Here is a 25,902-nt window from a genome sequence, read left to right on the forward strand (position 1 = left end):
TCCACCCCTTATTGCATTAACAAAATCACGGCTGCCGTGACCAGCAAATTGACCAAAGTAACAGGCAAGCACACTTTCCAGCCAAAATTCATCACCTGATCATAGCGTGGACGCATGAGCGAGCCACGAGCCAAGACAAATAAAGTCATAAAAAACAAAGTCTTAATCATGAACCACAGCACTGGCGGTACAAACGGAATGTCAATACCGAACGGCGGCAACCAACCCCCAAAAAACAAAGTCGTCATCAACGCTGAAATCACCACCACATTGACATACTCACCGATGAAAAACATACCAAATTTCATGCCAGAATATTCCACATGATAACCCTCGGCAAGCTCTTGCTCTGCTTCTGGCTGGTCAAATGGGTGTCGGTGCGTCACCGCAACGCCTGCCACCACAAAAGTCAAAAAGCCAAAAAACTGTGGCACGACATTCCACACGGTGGTCTGCGCCATGACGATTTCACGCAGATTGAACGAGCCCGCCATCGCCACCACGCCCATCAAAGACAAGCCCAAAAACACTTCGTAGCTGATGGTCTGCGCCGCCGAACGAAGTCCGCCAAGTAGCGAGAATTTATTCGCCGATGCCCAGCCGCCAAACATCACGGCATACACCGCAAGCCCTGCCATGGCAAAGAAAAACAGCAAGCCGATGTTCCAGTCGCTCGCCCCCAAAGTCGGAGACAGCGGAATGATGGCAAAACTTGCCAAAGCAGTGAACATGGCTATCGCAGGCGCCAGCGTAAAAATACGCTTGTCGGCAAAATTTGGCGTCCAGTCTTCTTTAAAGAAAATCTTTAACATATCAGCGACAAGCTGCAAAGAGCCTTGCCAACCCACACGGTTTGGACCGTAGCGATCTTGCCACAAAGCCAGCATACGGCGCTCATAGACGATCATCAAGGCGGCGACCAGCACCAGACCTAAGAAAATCACCAACGCCTGCACAGTCAGATAAACGACCGACCACCACTCAAATGACAAACCAAGCCATGATGGCATTTCAGGAATGATACGCATCTTTATGCCCCCACCTCTTGTTTGACCGCCATTTGTGTCAATGGCTGATTATTAAAGCCTGCTTTTGGCGTAAATATCGTCTGTCTGTCGTGTGCCGCCAGCGCCTGCACGCTCTGGACATAGGCTGGAATGAAGTTTGGCGCATGATCATCGGCTTTTTTCATCACAGCTGGCACATTTGCCTCAAAAGGCACGACGCCAGACAAGAAGCCCACACACCCTTCAGCAACATAATCCACCAACGCCACAGGCAAAGTCACCGCCACGCCCTGCTGAGTGATGGTCAGTTTATCGCCATCTTTTAGCAGCCATCGATCGGCGTCATCACGCCCGATCATCCAAGTGGTAGGCTTGATTTGGCTTGCCACAACAGGACTTCGGCACACCATCGGCGTACTGGCGAACATCCGATACACTGGCACCAGCACCGCACGACCATCAAAGACACTGCTTAATGGCTCATCACCAAGCGCCAGTTTGTCAAACACCGTCTCATTCATCGGCAAATGATCAAACAAACGAATGCCGACATCACCACCTTTTAGGCGACCACCGACTTTATCTTGATATTTATTCCACGCTTGTGGCGAGTTCCAGCCTGCCGCCCACGCAAATGGAATGAGACTGGCATCGGTCTTATCGCCCACATAACCTTCCATCGAGAAAGTCAAACCGCTGTCCTTATCCTTAGGCTGCATTGGCTCGTGGATGGAGATTGGCGCACGCAGCACGGTACGACCCGAGTAGCGACGCGGCTCACGAGCGACTTTCAGACCAGTGATGCGATAGTTCGCCTCAGGGGCGACTTGCTTGATCATGGCAAATTGGGGATGGCTTGCCGCCAGCTCATTGACCACATCATCCAGATGGCACCAGCTTGGCTCGCCCGACATACCTTGTGCGGCATTATCCAGTGCGTGCAGCCAACGCCAGCTGTCCTTGATGTCACTCGTCGGCTCATAGTATTTTTTATCATAAGCAGCAAAGAACCGTGCCGCACGCCCCTCTGCCGACACCAAAGTACCATCACTTTCGGCAAATGAACCACAAGACAGCACCATGTCCGCCTGATGATGCCAGTCATAGCTTTGATGATCCAGCACGATCACGGTCTTATCCAAAAGCTTGGCTCGTTGATTGACGCTCAGATTTGCCAAATCATGCTCCATCACCAAAGCCGCCTCAAAGTCGTTTGATAAGACCTCTTCGATAGACTGACCGCCCATCAGACTCAGCCCCACGCTGTTGGCATCTGGCATGGCAAGGTACACGCCTGTTTTTTCGGCATAGTGCGCATTGACTTTTAGCAGGCGAGATTGTAGCGTTTTTTCAAAGTCAGCAGGATCACGCTCGGTCTGATGCTCGCCATCGACTTTGGCACTCTTATCAGGGTCGGTGAATTGTCGTGCCACTTCATCACGAATCTTGGCATTTTCCACTTCGATGAATTCACGCTCAACATGGGCGATTTGCGCACGCTTGGCGGTCAGAGTCTGAGCGATATAGGCGGTGGCTTGTAGCAGCGCTTTGGATGACAGGCTGGTACCAGAGATCAGTAGCGGTCGGTCTGCCATCACCAGATCATAGGCGATGTGATGCGCCAAAAACTCCATCGCCATGTTCTCATCGATGACCAGATTTGGCGCTTTTTCTTTGGCGAAAATGGCGTTCTCGGTTTCGGTGATGGCGGTCAGCTCATCAGCATAGCCTTTGATGATGTCGCCAACCATAAAGCCAAGCTTTGCGATGTCATTTGCCGTGGCGATGGCGGACACCTTAGCGATGTCATCAAGCTTGGTATCCACCACGCTCGTCAGATAGATTGGGCTGTGATTTTCTTGTCCGATGCGCTTCACCGGCTCAGCCAACCAATGCTCCGTGCGAAGTGCCGTCGCCATCTGTCGAGCTTTGTTTTTGGCAGCTTGGCGCAGTGACAATGCTGCACGGCTGGCGGTCTGAGTTAAGTCCTCACCCAGTACAAAGACGCAATCCGCCGTCTCGATCGCCGCCACAGACACCTGATGCACGGCATGATTTTGCAAAATGCTCGTCGCATGCGCCACCAAGTCTTTCACCGCTTGGCGCTCACCGGTGCTATAACGAGCCTCGCCCACCAGTTTTTTTAGGGCAAAGTTACTCTCTAAGCTTGCCCGAGTCGAGCCGATGCCGATGACTTTTTTGCCACGGATCAGATTTGCCGCCTGATCAAGAGCGGTGTTGGCGTCTAGCTCTTGCTTGCCTGCGTGCGTGTTGGCATACGGTCTGATTGGGCGGTCGCTACGATTGATGAAGCCCGTACCAAAACGCCCTTTGTCGCACAAAAAGTAGCCATTAACATCGTGGTTGTAGCGGTTTTCGATGCGGCGAAGTTCGCCATAACGCTCGCCTGCCGAGATGTTACAGCCCACCGAGCAGCCGTGGCAAATGCTTGGGGCGTATTGCATGTCCCATTTTCTATTGTAGCGGTCGGAGTGGGTTTTGTCGGTGAATACGCCAGTTGGGCAGACTTCGGTTAAGTTGCCACTAAATTCACTTTCAAACTGACCGCTCTCTTCTCGCCCAAAATAGACACGGTTATTAGACGCATACACGCCAAAATCTTCGCCGCCTGCATAGTCCTTATAAAAGCGCACACAGCGATAGCAAGCGATACAGCGGTTCATCTCGTGATTGATGAACGCACCCAAGTCTTGGTTGTGGTGCGTGCGTTTGGTAAAGCGATAACGACGCTTGCGATGCCCACTCATATAAGTCATGTCTTGTAGATGACAATGTCCGCCTTCTTCGCAAGTTGGGCAATCGTGTGGGTGGTTGGTCATCAAGTATTCTACGATGCGTTTGCGAAAATCACGGGCTTCGGCATCGTCTACCGAGATGTACATATCATTGGTAGGGGCGACCATACAGCTCATCACAAGGCGACCACGCCCTGCTTTATAATCGTCTTCGTTATTGTACTGCTTGACCGCACACTGACGGCACGAGCCGACCGAGCCAAGTGCAGGGTGATAACAAAAATACGGCACATCAATGCCAAGCGACAAACAGGCTTGCAATAAATTATCGGCACTATCAACTTCTACCGTTTTGCCGTCAATATGAATGACTGCCATCACACGCCCCCTTGGTTGTCTGACGCACTTGCTTGTGCTGATTCAATTTTTTGTTCAAATTCGTGGCGGAAATATTTTAATGCACTCATCAAAGGCTCCATCGCCCCTGGTGCGTGAGCGCAAAAAGTCTTACCAATCCACAAATCACGAGTCAGCTCAGACAGTTTATCAATGTCGTCCGCTTGCCCTTGTCCGTTGTCAATCGCATCAAGGATTTTTACGCCCCACGGCAAACCATCACGGCAAGGCGTACACCAGCCGCACGATTCTCGTTGGAAAAATTGTTGTAAGTTTTTAGAAAGGCTTACCATATCCTGCGTTTCATCAACGACCATCATCAGGCAGGTGCCAAGTCGTGAGCCTGCTTTCATAATCGGATCAAAGTCCATGACAAGGTCAAGATGTTCATCGCTTGCGGTCAGAAAATCGGTACTCGCCCCGCCAGGTAGCCACGCTTTGAGCTTAAGTCCATCTTGCATACCGCCAGCAAGCTCAATCAGTTCACGAGCCGTATAACCAAATGGCACTTCCCAAAGACCTGCGTCTTTTACTCGTCCACTACAACCCATAATCTTGGTGCCAGGGGTTTCGGATTTGCCCTTAATCTTGGCAAGGTCCAAATACCACTGTACCCCATTTAGCATGATTGCCGACATATTGTTCAGCGTTTCGACATTATTCACAACAGTCGGACGACCCCACGCCCCTGACACTTGGGGGAATGGCGGTTTGGTGCGTGGGTTGGCTCGGCGACCCTCTAGGCAGTTAATCAACGCCGTTTCTTCGCCACAAATATAACGACCCGCCCCAGTATGGACATGCAAGTCAAAATTAAAATCCGTACCCAAGATATTATCGCCAAGCAAATTGTTGGCAATCAGCTCATCAATCGCCGCTTGCAGACGCTCTGCCGCCAAAATGTACTCGCCACGGATAAAAATATAGCCTGCGGACGCACCGATGGCATAAGCGGTGATCAGCATACCTTCAATCAGTTGAAACGGTAGGCGTTCCATCAGCAGACGGTCTTTAAAAGTACCCGGCTCCATCTCGTCAGCATTACAAATAAGGTAACACATACCCCCATCAGGCGGCGTCATGAATGTCCATTTTAAGCCTGCGTTAAAGCCGGCACCGCCACGCCCACGCACATTGGCGTTTTTGATCATCTCGCCCACTTCCTTTGGCGTTTTTGATAAGGCGATTTTAAAGCCTTCAAAGCCTTTTAGCGCCAAATAATCCGCCAGTTTTAGCACGGCATCTGAGTGGAACAGTCGCCAAGTCAAAGGGTGCGTCAAAGAAGTCGGCTCCTGACCCTCTGCCAGACCCACACCCCAGATTGGGGTTTTTTGGCGGTTAAGCTGGCTTGGCGCAAGTCCGTTTTGACGAGCTTGGATTTGACTTGCCAAATCCGCCTTATTATTCGCTGCATTATAAATCATTGATAGTACTCCAACAGCATCGCCACTTCCTCAGGACGCACAGGACCATAGGTATCTTCATCTATCAGCACGCTCGGACCTTTGTCACAGTTGCCAAGACAGCAAATCGGCAATAGCGTAAAGCGACCATCAGGCGTGGTTTGTCCATAATCAATGCCAAGCGACTGCTTAAAGGCATTGGCAAGCGCTTCATAACCTGTCAAATAACAAGCGATCGAGTCGCAAAGCAAAATCACATGGCGACCGACTGGCTGACGATAAATGCGGTTAAAGAAAGTCGCCACGCCCTCCACATCTGCCACAGCAATGTCTAGCATATTGGCGATGGCGGCGACTTGGGCATCATTGACCCAGCCATTTCGTTTTTGCACGAGTTTCAACGCATCAAGGACGGCAGCCCGAGCCTGTGGGTAGTGATGGATATACTCATCAATGCCTGCAATCTCTTCGGCGCTTAGGATAGATTTGACATCTACCTTGGGGGTTTTGTCGGTTACTATTTTCATAAAGTTACCATTTTTTAGTTCGCTAAACCGTCTATCGGTTGGCTATTTTTTAAGTTTTTGATTTGTTAAAATTATGAACTTTTTATGATTGATAAATTTAACAAATCTTTAAAGAATCGGGTTTGGCTACTCCACCGCCAGTTCATAATTGATCCATTCGTTATTTTGTGTCGCTCCCAAGCGTTCATAAAATTTCATGCCCTTTTCGTTCCAAGGGGCGACCGTCCATTTGATGACGGGGCAATGATGTTCTTTGGCAATCTTTTTTAGCTTTAACATCAATTTTTCGCCGACTTTTTGATTGCGATAAAGCTCAGCCACATACAGCTCTTTCATATAAATGTTTGGGCGATTTTGGGCGGTATAAGGCAAAAAATAATACACGAGCATGCCAGCAATCACGCCATCATCGTCCGCCACCAAACAATAAAAATCGTGATTATCAATGCCTTTTTCTTTGACAATCTCTGGCGTGATTTTAAAGCTGTCAATATAATGCTCAAAAATCGCCAATTCCTTCATCAACGCAAAAGTTTGGTTAATGTCGGTCTCACGCATACAACGGATTTGCATTATTTTTCCTTAAAATTTTAACTATTCTGCCAGTCTATGTAGGGTGGGTTTAACCCACCGTTTTTAGTATAGCGATTTGGGTTGACAGATAAAGCCAATTCTATGCTCTATTGGCAAATTCACGGTCAAATTTATAATCCTTTGGCAAATGAATTTGAATATTTTTAAAAACTTCTTTCATTGTTGCATTGGGATTATAATGATAGGTTTTTTATGGCTATCACTTTGTTTAATTTCTTTTGTCTTCATCATCTTATCATTTCATCACACATCAATAATAATTTAAGCCACACCAACATACAACAAAACGCCCACCAATGCCACCAATGCCGTATTGATAACAGCAACCATTAAGGCGGTGCTTATCAATCTTTGTTCTTGTTGTGTGTCAGCTTTGGCAAGTCCTGCAATGATTGCCACCACTGGCAATGATGCCAACGCAGATGCCCCCGCCGCACTGTTCATTATCGCCGCCAAAATGGGGTTATTGTCTGTCAAAATGGGCAACATCAACACATTACCACCCACATTAGATCCTGTCAAATACCCCCCAATCGCTCCTAGCATTGTCAAAATGGGTATTTGGGCAACAGCAGGCAAACCACTTAGCAATTGGTGAAATCCCTGCAAAAACTCGCCTTTTACCATTATCTGCGACATTAACAAAAAACACAAGATGGTCGTCAATGGGCGATAAGCCCTTTTTAACCATTGGTGTATGACTGTGTTCAACGCATACTGCTGACGGTACGCCCACCAAACCACTATCACCGTCAAAGCCAAAGCAATACTGGGCGAATTTATCGGCTTAAAACTTGCCTGTACGCCTTGCCAAGCCCAATGTTGCCACCCTGTTAAAAACCCGACCACTTTCAAGAATAACACCGAGCCAAACAGTACAGCATACACCCAAATCGCTTTGGGAATGGGTGATTTTTTGCCAAGCAACAAAAAATACGCCACCACCGACAGCCCCGCCAACACGCCTGCTATCTCCACACCCACCGTTTTTGACGCACTTGCCAACACGCAGACAAACATCATACAAACCATCAAGGCATTGATAAGAGCTTGTTTGTCCAATAATTTTGCCAAAGACAATGCCCAAAGTGCAAGCCACATAAACACAGGGCTACTTACCATCGCCGAATACAAACCCAATTCAGCGGCGGACAATCCAAGCATTGATGCTCCTGTAACCGTTGCCAAGCCCAATGTTCCCCACGGCATAATCGCCATACCCACCAATGCCGTTTTTAGGGCGATTTCTTTGGGCAACAATGTCAGCAAAATCGGTATTATCGCGATCAGCGACACCCCAAATCCCGTCAGAGCTTCAAGCATTGGGGCAATGCCAAGCATCACAAGTAACACACTTTGTGATTTTGGCAAATTAAGTAAGCCAACCCAAGAAGTAAATGCCTGATTGGTTGGTGTTTTTTCAAGCAAGACCACAAGCAAAAGCCCCATTGCAATCACAGATGCCACGCTCGCAAACAAAATCATCGTATCTGTAATGATTGCCCAAGCCAACACTTGTGAATAAGGCGTTGCCACATCGCACAGCCACAAAATCAAAGCACTTAACGCCCCAAAGAACGCCGCTTCAATCGGCGAACGCTTTAAGACAATAATCAGTAGTAGCACACCAAGAATCGGTAAAAGCGTCATCAGCTCCATTGTTTAGCCTCCTGATGCGTGAACATTACTTACTTTGATTGTTTGTTTCCTTTTTAACTTTAATAAATTTAAATTAAAAACAACATTCAATTTGTTGTTGATTTTGGTATTGTAAGGGTGCGTGATACGCACCTTACACACCACACACCATTAAACATCATCTATCACAATCCGCCATGACAATATCAATACTTGCCAAATAAATAATCGCATCTGACACAAGCGAGCCATTAATCACACTTGGCATCTGCTGCAAATGAGCAAAGGTTGGTGTACGGATACGAGTACGATAGCTCATCGTTGAATTATCCGATGTGACATAATAGCTGTTTAGACCTTTTACGCCTTCTACCATACACGCAGACTCGCCTGCTGGCATCACAGGTCCCCACGACACGGAGACAAAGTGGTTAATCAAGGTTTCGATGTCTTGGAGTGTGCGGTCTTTTGGCGGTGGTACAGCCAGTGGATGCTCGGCTTTGTACGCACCTGACGGCATATTATTTAGACATTGCTCAATGATACGAAGTGATTGGCGAATTTCTTCAATTTTTACCAAACAACGGTCATAAGCATCGCCATTGTAGAATACCGGCACTTCAAATTCAAAATTCTCATAGCCCAGATACGGACGAGCCTTTCGTAGGTCAAAATCAATACCGGTAGCACGCAAACCAGCCCCTGTTACGCCCCACGCCAGTGCGTGCTTGGCATCGTACTGGGCAACAGCTTGGGTACGCCCTTTTAGGACGGTGTTGGTCATGGTCGCCTTGACATATTCATCAATGCGTTTTGGCATCCAGTCAAGGAATTCACGCACCAGACGCTGCCAGCCATTTGGCAAATCGTGAGCCGTACCACCGATTCTAAACCACGCAGGGTGCATACGATAGCCCGTTACCGCTTCGATGACATCATACGCCTTTTGACGGTCGGCAAACATATAAAACACAGGCGTCATACCACCAGCGTCTTGGATAAATGTACCCCAGTACAAAAGGTTATTGGTAATGCGGAAAAACTCACTCATCATAATGCGAATGGTATTGGCACGGTCAGGCACGGTAATGCCAGCCAATTTTTCGACTGCCATAATATAAGGCAGCTCATTCATCACACCGCCCAGATAGTCGATGCGGTCGGTATAAGGGATAAATGAATGCCAAGTTTGGCGTTCTGCCATCTTCTCCGCCCCACGATGATGGTAGCCAATATCAGGGATACAATCGACAATCTCCTCACCATCAAGCTGTAAGACAAGGCGAAACGCACCGTGTGCGGACGGGTGGTTCGGACCGATATTTAGAAACATAAAGTCCTCATCTCGACCCGAGCGTTTCATGCCCCACTCTTCTGGGACGAATCGTAGATTTTCTTGTTCAAACTGCTGTTTGGCGGTGTTCAAAAAATAAGGCGTAAACTCGGTCGCACGGGCGTGATATTCTTTACGAAGTGGGTGTCCTTCCCAGTATTTTGGCAATAAAATGCGTGTCAAGTGCGGATGTCCGTCAAACACCACGCCAAACATATCCCACACTTCTCGCTCATACCAGTTGGCATTTGGATAAATTTGTGTGGCAGACGGAATGCTCTCGCCTTCTGCCAATGCAACCTTGATACGAATGTCGCTGTTTCGCTCCAAACTCATCAAGTGATAAAACACCGTAAAATCACTTGCTGGCAAGCCATAACGATGCTGACGCAAGCGTTCGTCAATGGCGGACAAATCCACGAGCATCACAAAAGGCTTAGGTAGCTTTCGCAAATACAAAAGCACATCAAGCACTTGGGTTTTATCCACCCAAACGGTCGGAATGCCATCTACGGTTTCTTGAATGGTTAGGTTCTCAAACTTAGCATTAAGCTCGTTTAAAATCTCAAAATCGTGAATGTGGTTAATGCTCATAATTTCCAACTTATCAGAGAGTTGCCATCTTATGATGATTGTGTGATAAAATGTTTAAAAATTTATTCTGATAAAAAAATACATTTTTAAATATTTTAATCATTATTTTATTAAGGTGGTAGGGTGCTTTTATTAAGCACCTTACCTTAATCAAATCCAATTATTGACCTGTTACCATCGCAATAAACTCGACTTCGGTTAATTTTGGTGTGTCATTGGCAAGCTCATAATAACACGCCTTTTTATCAATAAAGATTTGTGATTTTAATTCAAATTTCACATCATCAAATAATCCTGCTGACAGATAATAATTATCCGTGCCTAATTGATGAAAATACAAATGCGTGCCACACGTTTTACAAAAGGCTCGTTCGCCCCATTCGCTAGATTGAAAACTGGCGATATTATCAGCATTGTTGGTTTTTATGCCTTGTACCATCGTTGTAAAACCTGCTGAACCGCCCCATTTACGGCAATGATTGCAATGGCAAGCGTGCAATTCTTGATTATCCGCCGTTTCAATGGTAACGGCTTTACATAAACATTGACCTTTCATATTTCCCCTTAAACCATATTGTATTAATCTTTTAATTAACATTTAATATAAAAATCAAAACGCCTCATCAGGACTTCTTAGATTTTTTACCGCAATCCTTTCCGCATTTTTTCTATCCCGCTCTGGGGTCATTACTGGCTGGATAATACCCTGTTCGTCCAGATGAATGCCCAGCGGACGGCGTTCGTGCGTGATGGAGTTTTGTAGTAGCATCAATGCCTGAATGACCGCTTCTGGGCGTGGCGGACAACCCGGAATATACACATCGACAGGCAAGATTTTATCCACGCCTTGCACCACCGAATAAATGTCGTACATACCGCCAGAGTTGGCACACGCACCCATACTAATGACCCATTTTGGCTCAAGCATTTGCTCATACAGACGCAAAATGACCGGTGCCATTTTGACAAAACAAGTCCCCGCGACAATCATCACATCAGCTTGGCGGGGAGATGCACGAATGACTTCCGCCCCAAAGCGAGACAAGTCATGCACGCCTGTCAAAGTCGTGGCGTATTCCACATAGCAGCAGCTTGTACCGAAGTTAAACGGCCACAGCGAGTTTTTACGCCCCCAGTTGGCGGCGGCGTGCGTTAGGTCTTCAAGCTTTGCCATAAAGACATTTTTGTCGATTTCTGCTTGCGTGATGTCATCCACCACTTCTCGTGTGGTGTGCGGATATTGGTTGCCTTGCTCGTTTGGGCGGGTTAGAGTGTATTTCATGGTCATATCATGTAAGTTGAGTATTTACTAAATTAGGATTGTCAAGCATCTTGATTATTTTTTTGGCACATCTTTGACTTTCTTGGCACCAAAAATCAAGCAGACAACCACCGAACCAATAAAGGCAGAGTTTTCAAGGGTGATTGCCATCACAAAAAAAACGATGGCAAGCATCAAAAAAATGGTGCTAATTCGATAGCTGCCGAATGTCATTGATAATCCCTAATCAAACTTCTGCGTGGTCACTCGTCCTGTATCATTGATGTGGTCGATGTTCGCCATGTCAGCTTTGTCTTTTTCAAGCACCGCTTGCAAGTCTTTTCGTCCTGCAAAAACCTTGCCAGACGACTGGGCAGGCACCTTGCCTGTGGGGTCGGTGTGCAAATCGTCAATCGTGGTAAATGCGGTGATGCTTGCCAAATCAAAATCGGCAGGACGAGACAAAATGCGTGGCTGTTTTTTGCGTTTGTCAGCAGGCGCCCAGTTCATCGCACCAAGACGCATCTCATAGACCAGACCGATAAACAAAATGGCAATAAACACTGCCGCCGCCGTAAAGCCAAGCCAACCAACTTCTCGCACGCTGACCGAATAAGCGTACAAATACAGCGCTTCTAAATCAAAAATCACAAAAAAAATCGCCACCAAATAAAATTTAGCGGACAAACGAATGCGGGCGGTACCAGCAGATACCACCCCAGCTTCAAAGTTTTCATGTTTTTGAGAACCTGATGAGCGACCGCCCAACAGACGAGGCACGACTAGCATAAAGACCACTAGCCCCAGTGCGGCTAGCAAATAGATAATGGCTGACCATTCGGCTGGCATAAATCACCCCTGCGTGATTTTTTTGAATAAAGAATTCAAGGATGGTCAAAACCTTCTGACACACCCAAATTTTGACGCATTATACCACAATTTGACACAATACTTATGAAAGATAGCGATTATTTTATCAGTTTTGCCAATAAACAGGAATACAAAAACACAAAATCCCAAGCAAATGATGCTTGAGATTTTGTAATAAAATATTTCTAAGGCAAAAACACCTCAACTCATTGGCTGATGACCTCTGCACCTCGTGGGGCGGTGAAGTTGAACTGGCTGGCGTTGATGCGCTTATTTACGCTGATGTTGCTAAATCGGATGGTGGTCTGCTGACCTGCCACATCGGTGACGATCATCTGCACAGGCTTGCCGCCATTAAAGCTGATATAAAGCTCGTTAAAGCCTGCATTGCTCGACTTTGGCGTCAGCTTAAAGTAATTTTTTTTGCTATTGGGCTGGCTGACATTAAAGCTGTTGGCGATTTTGGCAGGGTCGCCAGAAAGCAAAATGGCAGGCGAATCACCGACTTGATTATTGGTGGACTGCTTGATCACTTGATTTAAGTCAGGATCATACACCCACATGGTCGAACCATTGGCAACGATCAGCTGCTCAGCAGGCGACTTGGTTTGCCAGCGAAATTGGTTTTGGCGTTGTACTGCCATCGTACCGCTGTAATTGGTGGTTTTTTTGCCCGCTCTGGTGGTCTGGGTGAAGTTAGCAGTCATCGAATTGGTCGCCGACAAAAGGTTGTTTAGATTTTTGATGGCGGTTTGCTGACTGGCTGGTGCAGCGATGGCAACGCTTGGCAACATGGCGGCACCCACACCCAAGGCAGCACTTGCACCTAAGCACAGCGACAGACCAAAAGCTTTCATGGTATTAGATTTTGACATTATTATCTCCCAATTTAAATGGATGGTAAAAAGACGACACAAGACCAAAAGATGCATGGTCGTCTCATCAAGACAGGTGCATTGTGCCAGTTTTTGATGTTGCAATCTACTAGAAATTTGCAACCAAACAGGGCGGATTGTTGCAGATTGGCGAATTTTTGGCGCAATGGTCATCAATTTTGGCAAATTGTTACTAAATATTTCAAAATTAGCAAAAAACCTCGCCATCAAATGATGATTGGCAAGGTTTTTATAAAAACTGCCTTTTAAAACCAACAGCGGACAATTTTTCGCCTTTTATACAGCACAAGGCAATGACATTAGCCCAGTACCGCTTGCACTTTTTGAGCGATGTCTTTGGCAAGACTCTGGCACAGCGCCTCGTCTTGGCATTCCACCATCACACGAATCACAGGCTCGGTGCCTGATTTACGAATCAAAAGACGACCCTTGCCAGACAGCTTAGCCTCTGCATCAGCAAACACCTTGACAAGCTCATCATTTTCATAAGGATCTGACATCTTAGACAGGCGCACATTGATGAGTGTCTGCGGATAAGGGGTGTAGCCTTTGGTAAGCTCGCTCAAAGCCACGCCCTGCTCCACCATGCACATCAAGACTTGTAGACCTGCGACAATAGCATCGCCTGTGCGAGATTTGTCAAGGTATAGGATATGACCTGACGGCTCACCGCCAATGGACAGTCCATGCGCCTCCAAATCCTGCATGACATAGCGGTCACCCACTTTGGCACGATGAAACTCAATGCCTCGCTCACGCATGGCAAGCTCCAAGGCGACATTACTCATCAAAGTACCGACAATGCCCGCAGGCTGATGATGATTTGCCAGCGCATACAAAATGGCGTCACCATCGACGATATCGCCTTTTTCATCCACCATGATGATGCGGTCGCCATCACCGTCTAGGGCAATGCCGACATGAGCGCCATGCACCAAGACCGCTTGCTGCAAGGCTTCTGGGTGAGTCGAGCCACAGTTGTCATTAATATTGATACCATCCGGGGTGTTGTGGATGGCGATGACCTCAGCGCCCAGCTCTCTAAGCACTCTTGGGGCGACGCTATAACCTGCGCCATTGGCACAGTCCACGACGATTTTTAGGGTATTGAGATTTAAATGATAAGGAAAGCTGCCTTTGCAATACTCGATGTAACGACCCTTGGCGTCCTCCACACGATAAGACTTGCCAATACTGTCCGCCTTAATACCCGCCAAACGAGACAGACGAGCGTCCGTATTACCCACCAAAGCATCAAGCTCGACATTGATCAGCTCTTGCAGTTCGTCAGAGATTTTCTTGCCTTCATGAGAGAAAAACTTGACGCCATTATCATGATAAGGGTTGTGCGAAGCAGAAATCACCGCCCCCATGTCCGCATGGAAACTCTTGACAAGATGCGCAATGGCAGGCGTAGGCAAAGGACCCAAAAGATAAACATCCACACCTGCGGCATTAAAGCCTGCTTGCAGTGCCGCCTCGATGACATAGCCTGACAGACGAGTGTCTTTACCAATGACGACGCTTGGGCGTTTTTTGGACTTGCCCACCTGACTCACCAACACTCTGCCCGCCCCAAAGCCTAGGCGCAACAAAAAGTCAGGCGTGATCGGAAACACACCAAATTCACCACGAATGCCATCTGTACCAAAATAACTCATAGTCTTACTCCAAATCAATACTCACAGCAAAATACGCTGCTTTTTAAGGCTTGTGATACACCAAAGCCACGCCGAGACGCATTTTTGCCTTTATTTTGCCATTATTATAACACGCCTGCTCATTTTTGGCGCAGTTTTGATGATTGACCGTCCATTTAGGCGTTTATCACGACTGCTTAACATCGGTTTTGTAAGCTCATTTTGTAGTCTGTCCGTCATTTAACCAATCTTAGGTCGTTGTTTTTTCATGAATTTTCATGATTTTTCATAATTTTTATGCGTGCTTGCTGTGTTATAATGTGCTTTAAAGACATATCTTAATAAATCTTGGCAGACATCAATCATCGTTGTTTTTCAAGATTTTTAAGATTTATAAACCAAACCGCTCACCAATCCATCATGACAAAATCCATCATGAAAAAGCCCAGCCCACCACCGTCAAAAATCTACGCACTCATCTTATGCGTGCTTTTGTCTGTGGCAATCTTAGTCGCACAGACGCTGTTTGTCTGGGGGTTTGGGCGAGCGTTTGGCTTGACTGTGTTTCAGGCAAGTGAAAACAGCTTGGTGGTCAGCTTATCTTTGATGGCGACAGCGCTTTGTCTCACTGCCCCCATCATCGCTGTATTTTGGCTCAAAAATGCTCGCACCAAGCCATGCGGCACCGTGGCGCATTTACAGATGGCTGTCAGGCGGTTTGCTTGGCGTGATTTTGGCTGGTGCGTGCTGCTGCTTGGGCTGTATCTTGTCATCAGCGAAACACTAACCCGAAAGCTTAATCGGAACCCCACAGACTTCATGGACACACTCATGGACGGCTCATGGCGTGGACTTTTGGTGGTTGTGGTGGTGTTTATGGCGCCGATTTATGAAGAAATCGTCTTTCGTGGGGCGATATTTAACACGCTAAAAAACGCTTGGCAGACGAGCAGGCACGCCACCATCATCGCAAGCGTCCTTAGCAGCCTTGCCTTTGCCGTCATTCACTTACAATACGAGCTACTTGAAATGAGCATGGTGTTTGGTCTTGGGCTGATATTTTGCTACGCCAAGGTGCGCACCGGCTCGCTCATCGCCCCCATCTTACTGCACATCATGAATAATGGCTTGGCGATGCTGGTCTATCTTTTGCAAAGAAGTGCTTAATCCAAAGGCGGTAGAACGCCAGTCGAACCTTAGCCATCTGCATTGAGCGCCAACACCGCCATGCCCGCCTTCTCAATTTGACTTAGGCTCAATGATTTTTGACCACTTAATGACTGCCGCCATTTACGAGCGCCCGTCAAACCCTGAAATAGCCCCAAATAATGACGCATTACCTGTGTCAAAGGCGTGCCATTTTTTTCAAAATTTTCCAATAAAATCAAAAGCTTTTCAAAAATTTCTTGATGGCTTGGCACACTCTCACCCCAAAGCTCATTGCACCATCCCAAAAGCATGGGATTGTGATAAAACTCTCGCCCAATCATCACACCATCCACTTGGGTTAAATGGGTTTTGATTTCGTCAAGCGTCTTGATGCCGCCATTGATTTCTACAAAAAGCTCTGGAAATTCTTGTTTTAAGCGATAAACATCGTCATAGCGAAGCGGCGGAATCTCACGGTTTTCTTTGGGTGATAAGCCATTTAATAGGGCAATGCGAGCATGGACGATGAAATGATTGCAGCCAGCATTCGCCACCGCCCCCACAAAATCACGCATGAACTCATAGCTGTCAAACTCATCAATACCAATGCGGTGCTTGACCGTCACGGGCAAAGAGCAAGCGTCCTGCATCGCCTTGACGCAGTCCGCCACAAGATGAGCCTCCGCCATGAGACACGCCCCGATCTTATTAAACTGCACACGATCAGACGGGCAGCCGACATTCAGATTGACCTCAGTATAGCCATACTCTTGGGCAAGTTTGGCACACTGAGCAAGCTCAGTGGGGCTACTTCCGCCCAGCTGCAAAACCAAAGGCGGCTCATTGTCAAAAAATCGCAAATGATGCGCCGCATCACCCTTTAAAATCGCCCCTGTACTGATCATTTCGGTGTACAGATAAATATGAGGGTTAAACAGGCGAGCAAAGGTGCGGTAATGACTGGTTGTCCAGTCTATCATCGGAGCAACTGATACCCTCTTAGTTTCTTTAAAATCAATCATTTATATAAAATCTCTTTTATTTCAATAACATAATATAAAAATACAGCTTGTTTTTACTTGTTGTTGTTTGTTTTTACTTGCGTTTTGTTGTTGGTGTGTTGTACCATATTTACACCATTTTTATGCGATTAAAAATGGTGTAAATTTACCACGCAGGATCAGTACAAATGGGTGCAATATCAGAACGCCAAACAACATCGGGCAAAACTCGCTACCGTGCGGTAATACGCATCAACAAAGGTGGTGTTAAGTATAGCGAAAGTAAAACTTTTAGCAAGCGAAATTTGGCAGAAAGCTGGCTAAAAAAACGAGAAGCCGAGATCGAGCTCAACCCTGACATCATCCATCAGAGCGAACAAAAAGACGACATGCGTTTTTCAGACGCCATCAGCCTCTACTTAGAACAGGCGGGGGCAGATTTTGGGCGTTCGCACAAAAAGGGGCTATTATTCATCGCCAAGCAAGCCATCGGCGCCAAGTATCTCACCAAGCTGACCAATGCAGACTTTGCCAATTTCGCTGAGTTTCGCTTGCAAACAATCAAGCCGCAAACGCTCACAGGCGACATGATTGCCATTCGTGCCGTGTTAAGATACGCTAAGATGGTCTGGGGTATGAATGTCAATTTGGCAGGCTTTGAAGAAGTGGTGCTTGGGCTGCGTTACGCCAGAAAGATCAAGGGGTCAGACAAGCGCTCAAGATTGCCGAGCAATGAAGAATTACAACAACTGACCGACTACTTTTATGCTGTTTGGCAGCGTGGCAACCAAGTCTACCCCATGCACCTGATTATGTGGTTTGCGATATACACATCGCGGCGTGAAGGAGAGATTGTCAATCTGCTGCTAGATGACCTAACCCACACCGAAGATGGCTACTGGTGGCTGGTACGAGACATGAAAAACCCCAAAGGCTCAAAGGGAAACCACATCGAAGTCAAGATACCCGAAAAAACCATATCAGTCATCAACGCTCTTAAAGATACAGCGATCAAAAAGCGCATGCAAAAATCATCATACTACGACGACAAAAAACTTATCCCGTTAGACAGCAAGACCATCTCAAAATCTTTTACTGATGCGTGTAGAATACTAGGTATTGACGACTTAAATTTCCATGATTTACGCCATGAAGCCGCTACTCGCCTTGCCGAACAGGGTCTCACCATTCCCCAGCTTCAACAAGTGACAGGGCACCGTAGTTGGAGTAGCTTGCAGCGTTACACCAACTTAAAGCGTCGCCCCACCGTGCTTGATTTTGAAGATGCCATCGAGCAGGCAAAACAAAACCACGAGCATGGTCGTGGTTCGTTCTGATACTTTGGGGTTAGGCGTGCATGGCTTTATGGTCTAATGTTGCTTCATTTTTAATGGCATCAATCCAGCCAGCCAGGCTCTCAATCGGTACAAGATATTTTGGGCGCTTGTCCGAGCCGGTATTGATACAAGCAAAATTAAGCTGTTGATTTTTTGCCTTGCGGTGCAGCTCGGTCTTGCTGATGTCGCTTAGATAGTCATTAGCGACATTCTCCAGCGGTATCAAAGCCTTAAAGCCGTATTGCATGGCAAGCATTTGCATGGTCGTCATATTCATCAATTATTCTCCACAGGCAGCCCAAACGCTGCATTAATATTCACGATATTTTGTGGCACTAGCGGATAATTTGACTTACCTTGGTTTTCAAATTTACCGAGCAAAGATTGCGATTCTGGCCACACTTTCCACAGCTTTTTAAATGTATTGACACCAGCCAGCATCGCCTCCGCATCTCTTCTGGCATAGTTCATCTTATCGCACTCATCCTCATGAGCTTGCAAAGCCGCCAGATATTTTTTGATGATCTCATCATCTTCGGTCAATCCGTGAAAATTCTTTCCGACAACCGGCCCGAACGCCAGACCTACACGATAATCAGACAGTGAGACACGCAACCAAAAACAATTTTTAGACGATTTAATACCTTCCAGTCTTAGCTCTCTTGTGCGATTAAAGAGTAGCTCAGGCAATTTTTTAATATCATCAAGATGCTTGCCAAAAATATGCTGGTAAATCTCGTCGCCCGCCGCCTCCACAGCCTTGTGTTTGGCTCGGATATTTTCTTGGAACTTGCCATTTTTTAGTAGCTCGGCGATCATTAGAGCCTTGGTATCTTTGGTAATCCTGGTCATTAGTAATTCTCCTTGGCGTTTTTCTCTAATGCACGATATTCTGCGATTTTGGCTCGTTCGCCCTCGTAGGCTCTATCCCATGCGGCAAGCGACATCGAGACACAGCCTTTGAGTGCAAGCACGGACATGATGATGACCAGTGCAGATAGGCAGGTTTGTTTTACGGTTGGCATGATTTTACTCCATCTTGGTTACTTCATGTGATAATAGTAACTTTTCTTTCTTTATTTGTCAATAAAAAAAGTAAATAAAGTTTCTTTTTTTGTAAAAAAATTACCAAGGGGATAAAAAACCACCCATATAGGGTGGTTTTTAGCTAGTCGGTCGAACTTTTTATTTTTTTGTGCAGACTTTTTTGGATTTGCTGATGGTGCCGTCTTTGCACATGAATTTACCGCCGGAGGTACATGAGGCAATACCGCCTTTCTTGCCGCTACAAGGCTTATTGCCTTTGGCGTAAGCCATTGGGCTTGTCAAGAGTGCGCTCACAGTAAGCAATGTGATTAATTTTTTCATAACTTCATCCTTTTGAAAAATTAAGATTATCGGCATAAAGATTCACATGGCGTGCCGTCGCCATCTTTGTCCAGCTTAGACAATCCGCAAGTATTGAGATAATATTTCGCCTCTTGACAGCTAGACATCTGACCGCAGGTCTTTTTTGTGCCACATTTGCCGCTCTGTGATTTATTTAGCGCTTGGTTGAGCTTAGGGGAAGCTGTGGCACTTTTTGGCTTCGCTTGCAGGACGCTGGCGGTTTTGTTACTACGCCATGCGCTTGGATAGACAGGGTTTGGCTGTGACCACAGCCCTACGCCAGATGATCGTGCGGCATTTTCAATGGTGGCGTAGTCAAAGTCGATGAGATATTCTTGATAAGCCCACGCCATGCCGTCACGCACCATCATTTTATTGATATTTTGATGGTCAGAAAGTCGGTACACCTCCGCCAAAGTGCGGCTATACCTATCTGTGCCTGTCACCACTAAGCCAACGTTTTGCCCGTAGATGTGATCGGAAAGCGCCTGTTTGGCGACGCTGCCATAATCTTGACCGCTCTCTGGTGCATCGATCTGATTCATACGCACCTTGATCTGTATGTTAAGCTCATCAAGGCAAGTGAATGTGTCACCATCAGACACGCCCACGACTTTACACTGGACATCATAGACCTTCATCGGCGTATATGAGATGTTCTGAACGCTGGTTGTCTGAGTGGTGCTGGTAGGCTGAGTCGCCACAGATGGTGACGACTCGGACTTAGAAAATATGCCGTGCAGTACGCCGACCGCCAAACCTTTCGCCGCATCCTTGGCGTATTCTTTCCAGTCCGCCGACGCTGGGGCGATCATCATGGCGCCCAGCGCCGCCACCAATACCAGTTTTTTCATATTTATTCCTTTGAATTTGAACATCAAAATACAATTTATGAAAAAACCACCTATTAGGCGGTTTTTTTGCAGAAAAAAATAAATAATCAATATCACTTAATTGCAATAAGTTTTTGGATAATATCAGCCAATTTAATGTAAATATCTCCCTGTACTTGGGATGATTGCTGCTGATTATAGTCATGCCTGCTTTCAATGTTGCTATGGAATTCACAGTACTCCACCCATTGATTATAATCATCTAAAATATTCATTTTTTTTTCTTGATGATTATGAACAAATCTTATACATCGCATGGGCAACTTAGAAACTACATGACTTTGCAGTTTTGGGCTAATCTTAGTTACACACCGCTTAGTATGACTGTCAATACCTAAAAATTCCTCCAAACTCGCTTTAGCAATTTGACGATGCAAAAAATACACCTCATAAGACGAATGAGGATTTTGTAGCGAGTCTGCAGCGATTAAAGCTATAGTCTCCATGCGCTTAATCGTCTCATTAAGTAGGGCAAGCTGTCGATTTTTTTTAATCTGATAATAACAGATGCCAGAAGCAACTATGACGGATAGCAATGATACACCTAAGCCAAGATATTCTATCACTAATTTACTTCTTCGATGTAGCGATGAACTTTTTCGGCGATTTCTGGATTTTCGTTGGCAATAATGCAAATTTTATTTTTAAAATCCTGTTTACCAAGGATGCCATCACGAATCAACCCTGCGAATGCTTCTTCCAAAAATGAGGAGCCCGCACCTAAAACACCATCAAAATTTACTTCAATGGATTCGTTTGATTGGCTAAGTAAGTCTTTTAGCTTTTCACGAAAATGCTCGCCAGTATGACTACCATCCTTCTTATATCGCCCTGCAGGCAAAAGTGCGAAATCTTTCGCCACTTGAATTGTGCGTGTCATAATCAATCCTATATCAAAGCAATATGCCAAGCAATGATCGTCCCATCAATTCGATCGGGAAAATCCTCAAGCTGGCCATTTAACGAATGCTCAATTTGCTTATTATGGTCTCTAGCAACAACATAGCTACCATGCCGGCTTAATATCATGGTGGAAATAAAGCGGATACCATAATCCTTTAGTTCCGCATTTCCTAATTCAAAAATATCATTAAAACCCTTACCACGGTTTGGCATCTGAGTGCTTGAATAGTCAGTTTTTGTGGCAAGTTTTATTAAGCCTGAATCACTTATTGATGCAGAATCTACTAAGTGATTCTGGGTGTTAAACTGAACAGTGTAAGGTACAGATACACCTAAGTCCGATACTACCACAGAAATAGATTTATTGTCAATATTTGTCATTAAAAACCATTTACAATACTCAGGCTTATCTGGATAAGCGTGAGATACATTTTCAACAGCACCAAGAATACCTTGAATGAGCTTTTGGAAAAGCAGCTTATCCAGACGGTCTTGCATCTCCTGTATATGTGCCTGCATAGCATCACTAAAATTAGCAGTAGTGCCGTCAAAACACTCCCATCCTGCAATCTCAGGTAATTTTGCGATATGGATAGGGCAAGGCGGCATGGGGAAATATTGTGTCAATCGAAATCTTTCAAACACACCCCTAGGAATGAGGGATTTTGGACCAATTGTCTTAAATTGCCCACAGCCATATTTATCAATAATATGGTACAAATACAAAAAAGTCAGTGGATTGAGCGTTGCCACTTCACTAAAATCAATCAAATATCTTTTGTGCTCTTTAGACTTAATTATCTCTATAATTTTTAAAATCTTTTGTCGCTCACCACCAACAAATAGACTAAACTCCCCTTTTAGTTTAATATGCATCGAATTAGCATTGTCATAAGCCTGAAAGCGCTTGCGTTGCTGTCGCTGATTATGTCGCACCCTTCGTCTTGCTTTTTTCATAATTTTACCAACACTCAAAACGCCACCCACTTGCCGACAACCTTACCCACCAGCTCCCATTCGCTTTTGGGTACCATTTTTTGTTCGTGCCAATCAGGGTTGAGCGGCTTTAGGTACATGTCTTCGGCGGTATCGCCGATAATCAGTTGCTTAAATGTCGCCTCGTCATTCTCACCCTCACGCACCACGACCAGATCGCCGTTTTTAAGCTCCAAAAAGCCATAATTAGGATCAACATAAATATAATCCCCCGGCTCAAACTTAGGCATCATCGACACCCCACGCACTTTCAGCGCAAAGCCATTTTCAGGAAAATTAAACGGGCGTGGCAGATAATCAAACGCATCATACACCATCACCGCATTGGCATGAGACCATGACCCAGCTGCCACCCATTCAACCACAGGTACAGGGTTATTGATGGACAGTGCATTGCTGGGTTCAAGCGCCTCGGAGTGTGCAACTTTGCGGTTTTCGATCGCTGCAATTTTATCTTTTAGCTCTTTGAGAATATCAATGTCAAGCTTTTGGCGAATAGGCTCAACAAGCTTGGCGTTCTGCCCACCAGTTGCGAGCCAGTCAAAAGACACGCCAAAAAACTTTGCCAATGCTTGTACATGTTCAACCTTTGGCATATTTTCGCCATCTTCCCAGTTTTTGATGGCGGTTTTTGATACGCCAATTTTAGTACCCAGCGCATCTCTAGCCAGCTTTTTTTCTTTTCTAAGTTTATACAAACGCTCTGAAAAAGTACTCATAGTTACCACCTTTTAATTAATTTACTATCTTACCACTTGATAAGATAAGTTTTGTGTGCAATAATAGGTAATATTTTTTACTTTTTATCCAAAAAAGGAAACTTAAATGACCAAACAAGAAGCTCTAAAAGTCGCCAAAGGCTCAGTGAATGAACTTGGACGCCTGCTCGGTATTAGTCACGCTGCCGTTTCACAATGGAACGATGAAAAAATTCCAGAATTGCGAGCCTATCAGGTCAGAGAAATCATGGCTCGTCAGCAAGCACAGGCTCGCCCATGAAACCCAAAAAAACCCACCAAATCACCGTCCATCTCTCCGAAGAGTGCCATGCCGTCATCGGCAGACTGGCGGACGAATGTAATTTGTCCAAGTCAGAATGGCTATGTCGTCTCATTGAAGACGACCTGCGGGACCGCTACCATCGTGCTTATCATGCCATGCAAGTGCTGTCATTGCTAGAGAACGATGAGATTGTTGCGAGCGTTGAGAGCCGGCACAACACAGATAAGGACTATCCACTATGACCACCCAGACCCATTGCGACACCCTGCTCGCCCACCTGCGACTTGCTCCCATCACCCACAAAGAAGCGGTGCAAAAATATCTCATCATGGGATTTTTGGCTCGTATCAGCGAGCTAAGACAGATGGGGCACGCCATCAAAGACCGCTATGAGACCTCGACCACAGGGGCAAGGTACAAAGTGTATTATTTAGAAGGAGAATCATCAGATGCTCGCATTTAATCGCCCAACTTGCAATCTACAAGCCCAAGAACAGCTCATATCAGACGCCATCGCCAGTGGTGTGCGTGTGACAGTATTGCCAGACCACGCGCCCAAGCCACGACCAGCGCACACGGTCAAATCATGGAAAGTGATGGACCTACCCAAGCCCAAAAAACCGCCCACCGCCATCAAGCCCAGAGAAATCCACACCAACAAAGAACGCAGAAACCGCCTGCTCAAATGCTTGGAGCGTGTCGGCATCATGACGCCGGAGCAAATCACAGAAAAATTTGGCTACGCCAAGCCCGAAAAAGCCGTCAGTAAGATCAACAGCGAACATGATAGGCTCATCATCCGCACCAAAAAAGTAGCGGTCACCGGCAAAAGACGCAAAGCCGTCTACTTCTGTTATGTGGGGTGATGATGAACTTTTATAATTTTCACATCAATGATTTTAACGCCGCCACACGCCATCTGTCGCACCTAGAACGGTCGTTTTATCGTGATCTGATAGACATGTACTACGACACCGAAAAGCCCATTACGGGCGATTTGGTGGCGTTATGCCGCCGTCTTGCCGTCCGCAATGATGACGAGCGTCAAGCACTGCAAAATGTACTGGACGAATTTTTCACGCTCAAAAACGGCAGCTACCGCCACGCACGCATCGATCGTGAAATCAAAAACTACCGCCACCGCCACGGCGAGAGTAACGGGCGTAACGACCGTAACGAAAAAGTAACGGAGCGTAACGCAAAAAGTAACGGCAATAGTAACGCAAAAAGTAACGCCAATCCGTTATCCAATGCCGAGCGTCAAGCACGCCGCCGCCAAAAAGTCAAAATGCTCAAAACCCTTGAAAATAAAGGCGTAAAGATGGCAGAGGGGGCGACTTTTGACGAGATTTTGACCGCCTATGAGAGCGTAACGAATACCCCTACCGTAACGGAGCGTAACGCAAAAAGTAACGGCAAAAGTAACGCCATAACCAATAACCAAGAAATAGATATATTAGCTAGCTACGAGCAGGAGAAAAATTTTGAAAAAAACAATGCAAAAAATCAAAAACCAACGCCTACGGTCAAAACACCGACAACGCCAAATCCGACATTTGCGTTCAGTCAAGCACAACGAGACCTTTGCACCACCAAAGGTCTGAACATTGATGAGACTTTTGCCAAATTTCGCTTGTTTTACACTTCTCGCAATTTCAACTGCACCGAGAAAACTTGGATCGCCATGTTTGACAATTGGCTTGCCAAAGAACGCCTACCATCTGATCTCAACGCTAAAACCACGGCAGGCACAGGGTCAGCAGGCACAGGGTCAGTAACACCCGCAGGCGAAAGCTACATGGATTATCTTGCCAAAATCCAAGCAGAAAACCGAGCCTTCGCCATCGAGCATGGCATGGTCAATTAGGGGCTAATCATGCGAGTGTATCACAATCCCACCACAGACCAGACCGCCATCATCAACAGCGACAAGGCAGACAAAGACGGCAATGTGTGGGTAGAAATTGACGGCAAACTGCCAGAACCAGTCAATTATGACGAATTTATCCACCAATTTACCACCATCGGAGAGTTAAAACCATGAAAAATCATCACAACCACCGCCTACCCCAAACCCCCAAGCGTGGGCAAATTTGGTCGCCAAAAGATGCCGCCCACCACGATGTCATCATCGCAGACACCGCCCCAGAGATAGTGCATCTGCAATATGTGGAAAGCCCAGAATTTACTTTCATGATGGATAAGGCGACCTTTTTACGGTACTACACATTTCGCCGCCACCTCAAGCCCATCGTGCCAGTTTGCACCATCTACAATGAACCATTTTTTGCCTAATCTGCCGTTTTCGCCATCGCAA

Annotated in this window: 32 protein-coding genes; 9 read left to right on the plus strand and 23 right to left on the minus strand. The window is 46.2% G+C overall.

Going from position 1 to position 25,902, the window contains the following annotated elements; all coding sequences use genetic code 11:
- Positions 1-8: 8 nt before the first annotated feature.
- From nuoH to glmM, 13 genes are all read right to left on the minus strand, one after another.
- On the minus strand, positions 9-1,034 hold the full coding sequence (nuoH, locus tag LU290_RS06910; RefSeq protein ID WP_370688558.1) for an NADH-quinone oxidoreductase subunit NuoH: 1,026 nt from the start codon (positions 1,032-1,034) through the stop codon (positions 9-11).
- The gene (nuoG, locus tag LU290_RS06915; RefSeq protein WP_277807875.1) at positions 1,031-4,141 is read right to left on the minus strand and encodes an NADH-quinone oxidoreductase subunit NuoG; all 3,111 of its coding nucleotides are present in this window, start codon (positions 4,139-4,141) and stop codon (positions 1,031-1,033) included. Before nuoG ends, nuoH begins: the two co-directional genes overlap by 4 nt.
- Positions 4,141-5,583 (minus strand): NADH-quinone oxidoreductase subunit NuoF, encoded by a 1,443-nt coding sequence (gene nuoF, locus LU290_RS06920; RefSeq protein ID WP_277807876.1) that lies wholly within the window; start codon positions 5,581-5,583, stop codon positions 4,141-4,143. The genes nuoG and nuoF overlap by 1 nt, the downstream gene beginning before the upstream one ends.
- Positions 5,580-6,089, minus strand: a complete 510-nt coding sequence (nuoE, locus tag LU290_RS06925; RefSeq protein ID WP_277807877.1) for an NADH-quinone oxidoreductase subunit NuoE — start codon at positions 6,087-6,089, stop codon at positions 5,580-5,582. Before nuoE ends, nuoF begins: the two co-directional genes overlap by 4 nt.
- A 126-nt stretch (positions 6,090-6,215) precedes the next feature.
- Positions 6,216-6,662 carry a GNAT family N-acetyltransferase gene (locus tag LU290_RS06930; protein WP_277807878.1) on the minus strand — a complete coding sequence of 149 codons (447 nt, stop codon included), beginning with the start codon at positions 6,660-6,662 and terminating at the stop codon, positions 6,216-6,218.
- Positions 6,663-6,944: 282 nt separating this feature from the next.
- Complete coding sequence (locus LU290_RS06935) at positions 6,945-8,342, minus strand: L-lactate permease (RefSeq protein WP_277807879.1); 1,398 nt, start codon at positions 8,340-8,342, stop codon at positions 6,945-6,947.
- 157 nt (positions 8,343-8,499) lie between these two features.
- Complete coding sequence (gene nuoC / locus LU290_RS06940; protein WP_277807880.1) at positions 8,500-10,248, minus strand: NADH-quinone oxidoreductase subunit C/D; 1,749 nt, start codon at positions 10,246-10,248, stop codon at positions 8,500-8,502.
- Positions 10,249-10,408: 160 nt separating this feature from the next.
- On the minus strand, positions 10,409-10,804 hold the full coding sequence (locus LU290_RS06945) for a GFA family protein (protein WP_277807881.1): 396 nt from the start codon (positions 10,802-10,804) through the stop codon (positions 10,409-10,411).
- 54 nt (positions 10,805-10,858) lie between these two features.
- Positions 10,859-11,530 (minus strand): NuoB/complex I 20 kDa subunit family protein, encoded by a 672-nt coding sequence (locus LU290_RS06950; RefSeq protein ID WP_277807882.1) that lies wholly within the window; start codon positions 11,528-11,530, stop codon positions 10,859-10,861.
- Positions 11,531-11,584: 54 nt separating this feature from the next.
- Positions 11,585-11,743 (minus strand): hypothetical protein, encoded by a 159-nt coding sequence (locus LU290_RS06955; protein ID WP_277807883.1) that lies wholly within the window; start codon positions 11,741-11,743, stop codon positions 11,585-11,587.
- Between the two features lie 9 nt (positions 11,744-11,752).
- The gene (gene ndhC / locus LU290_RS06960; RefSeq protein ID WP_277807884.1) at positions 11,753-12,358 is read right to left on the minus strand and encodes an NADH-quinone oxidoreductase subunit A; all 606 of its coding nucleotides are present in this window, start codon (positions 12,356-12,358) and stop codon (positions 11,753-11,755) included.
- A gap of 227 nt (positions 12,359-12,585) precedes the next feature.
- Entirely contained in the window at positions 12,586-13,254 is a 669-nt protein-coding gene (gene lolA, locus LU290_RS06965) for an outer membrane lipoprotein periplasmic chaperone LolA (protein ID WP_277807885.1), read from the minus strand.
- A gap of 320 nt (positions 13,255-13,574) precedes the next feature.
- Entirely contained in the window at positions 13,575-14,936 is a 1,362-nt protein-coding gene (gene glmM / locus LU290_RS06970) for a phosphoglucosamine mutase (protein ID WP_277807886.1), read from the minus strand.
- Between the two features lie 399 nt (positions 14,937-15,335).
- Here glmM and LU290_RS06975 point away from each other — a divergent pair, with 399 nt between their 5' ends.
- A complete protein-coding gene (locus tag LU290_RS06975) occupies positions 15,336-16,082 on the plus strand; it encodes a CPBP family intramembrane glutamic endopeptidase (protein WP_277807887.1) in 747 nt (248 codons plus the stop codon).
- A 29-nt stretch (positions 16,083-16,111) separates the two neighbouring features.
- Here the strand turns inward: LU290_RS06975 and dusA are convergent, their stop codons facing one another.
- Complete coding sequence (gene dusA, locus LU290_RS06980) at positions 16,112-17,086, minus strand: tRNA dihydrouridine(20/20a) synthase DusA (RefSeq protein WP_277807888.1); 975 nt, start codon at positions 17,084-17,086, stop codon at positions 16,112-16,114.
- A gap of 167 nt (positions 17,087-17,253) precedes the next feature.
- Between dusA and LU290_RS06985 the strand changes: the two genes are divergently transcribed.
- Positions 17,254-18,402, plus strand: coding sequence for a tyrosine-type recombinase/integrase (locus tag LU290_RS06985; protein WP_277807889.1), 1,149 nt, complete (start codon positions 17,254-17,256; stop codon positions 18,400-18,402).
- Positions 18,403-18,412: 10 nt separating this feature from the next.
- Here the strand turns inward: LU290_RS06985 and LU290_RS06990 are convergent, their stop codons facing one another.
- The 9 genes from LU290_RS06990 to LU290_RS07030 form a co-directional block, all read right to left on the minus strand.
- Positions 18,413-18,679, minus strand: coding sequence for a pyocin activator PrtN family protein (locus LU290_RS06990; protein ID WP_277807890.1), 267 nt, complete (start codon positions 18,677-18,679; stop codon positions 18,413-18,415).
- Positions 18,679-19,254 carry an Nmad5 family putative nucleotide modification protein gene (locus tag LU290_RS06995; RefSeq protein WP_277807891.1) on the minus strand — a complete coding sequence of 192 codons (576 nt, stop codon included), beginning with the start codon at positions 19,252-19,254 and terminating at the stop codon, positions 18,679-18,681. The genes LU290_RS06990 and LU290_RS06995 overlap by 1 nt, the downstream gene beginning before the upstream one ends.
- Positions 19,254-19,427 carry a hypothetical protein gene (locus tag LU290_RS07000; protein ID WP_277807892.1) on the minus strand — a complete coding sequence of 58 codons (174 nt, stop codon included), beginning with the start codon at positions 19,425-19,427 and terminating at the stop codon, positions 19,254-19,256. The genes LU290_RS06995 and LU290_RS07000 overlap by 1 nt, the downstream gene beginning before the upstream one ends.
- 160 nt (positions 19,428-19,587) lie before the next feature.
- Entirely contained in the window at positions 19,588-19,770 is a 183-nt protein-coding gene (locus tag LU290_RS07005; protein ID WP_277807893.1) for a YdcA family protein, read from the minus strand.
- 26 nt (positions 19,771-19,796) lie between these two features.
- Positions 19,797-20,645: a thermonuclease family protein gene (locus tag LU290_RS07010; protein ID WP_277807894.1), complete on the minus strand. Its 849-nt coding sequence runs from the start codon at positions 20,643-20,645 to the stop codon at positions 19,797-19,799.
- Positions 20,646-20,737: 92 nt separating this feature from the next.
- Positions 20,738-21,250: a hypothetical protein gene (locus tag LU290_RS07015; RefSeq protein WP_277807895.1), complete on the minus strand. Its 513-nt coding sequence runs from the start codon at positions 21,248-21,250 to the stop codon at positions 20,738-20,740.
- Positions 21,250-21,564 carry an STAS-like domain-containing protein gene (locus tag LU290_RS07020; RefSeq protein ID WP_277807896.1) on the minus strand — a complete coding sequence of 105 codons (315 nt, stop codon included), beginning with the start codon at positions 21,562-21,564 and terminating at the stop codon, positions 21,250-21,252. Before LU290_RS07020 ends, LU290_RS07015 begins: the two co-directional genes overlap by 1 nt.
- 8 nt (positions 21,565-21,572) lie before the next feature.
- Positions 21,573-22,544: a hypothetical protein gene (locus tag LU290_RS07025; RefSeq protein WP_277807897.1), complete on the minus strand. Its 972-nt coding sequence runs from the start codon at positions 22,542-22,544 to the stop codon at positions 21,573-21,575.
- A gap of 14 nt (positions 22,545-22,558) precedes the next feature.
- Positions 22,559-23,302, minus strand: coding sequence for a helix-turn-helix domain-containing protein (locus LU290_RS07030; protein WP_277807898.1), 744 nt, complete (start codon positions 23,300-23,302; stop codon positions 22,559-22,561).
- 106 nt (positions 23,303-23,408) lie between these two features.
- Between LU290_RS07030 and LU290_RS07035 the strand changes: the two genes are divergently transcribed.
- From LU290_RS07035 to LU290_RS07065, 7 genes are read left to right on the plus strand one after another with little or no spacing between them, the layout of a single operon-like run.
- On the plus strand, positions 23,409-23,582 hold the full coding sequence (locus tag LU290_RS07035) for a Cro/CI family transcriptional regulator (RefSeq protein WP_277807899.1): 174 nt from the start codon (positions 23,409-23,411) through the stop codon (positions 23,580-23,582).
- Positions 23,579-23,827: a hypothetical protein gene (locus tag LU290_RS07040; protein ID WP_277807900.1), complete on the plus strand. Its 249-nt coding sequence runs from the start codon at positions 23,579-23,581 to the stop codon at positions 23,825-23,827. Before LU290_RS07035 ends, LU290_RS07040 begins: the two co-directional genes overlap by 4 nt.
- Positions 23,824-24,048 (plus strand): helix-turn-helix domain-containing protein, encoded by a 225-nt coding sequence (locus LU290_RS07045; protein ID WP_277807901.1) that lies wholly within the window; start codon positions 23,824-23,826, stop codon positions 24,046-24,048. Before LU290_RS07040 ends, LU290_RS07045 begins: the two co-directional genes overlap by 4 nt.
- The gene (locus LU290_RS07050) at positions 24,035-24,451 is read left to right on the plus strand and encodes a hypothetical protein (protein ID WP_277807902.1); all 417 of its coding nucleotides are present in this window, start codon (positions 24,035-24,037) and stop codon (positions 24,449-24,451) included. The genes LU290_RS07045 and LU290_RS07050 overlap by 14 nt, the downstream gene beginning before the upstream one ends.
- On the plus strand, positions 24,451-25,452 hold the full coding sequence (locus LU290_RS07055; protein ID WP_277807903.1) for a YdaU family protein: 1,002 nt from the start codon (positions 24,451-24,453) through the stop codon (positions 25,450-25,452). The genes LU290_RS07050 and LU290_RS07055 overlap by 1 nt, the downstream gene beginning before the upstream one ends.
- 9 nt (positions 25,453-25,461) lie before the next feature.
- Positions 25,462-25,629, plus strand: coding sequence for a hypothetical protein (locus LU290_RS07060; RefSeq protein WP_277807904.1), 168 nt, complete (start codon positions 25,462-25,464; stop codon positions 25,627-25,629).
- On the plus strand, positions 25,626-25,880 hold the full coding sequence (locus LU290_RS07065) for a hypothetical protein (protein WP_277807905.1): 255 nt from the start codon (positions 25,626-25,628) through the stop codon (positions 25,878-25,880). Before LU290_RS07060 ends, LU290_RS07065 begins: the two co-directional genes overlap by 4 nt.
- The last annotated feature ends 22 nt before the right edge of the window (positions 25,881-25,902 follow it).

Origin of the sequence: Moraxella nasibovis (genome assembly GCF_029581575.1) — a bacterium.
In the GTDB taxonomy this organism is placed as follows: Bacteria; Pseudomonadota; Gammaproteobacteria; order Pseudomonadales; family Moraxellaceae; genus Moraxella; species Moraxella nasibovis.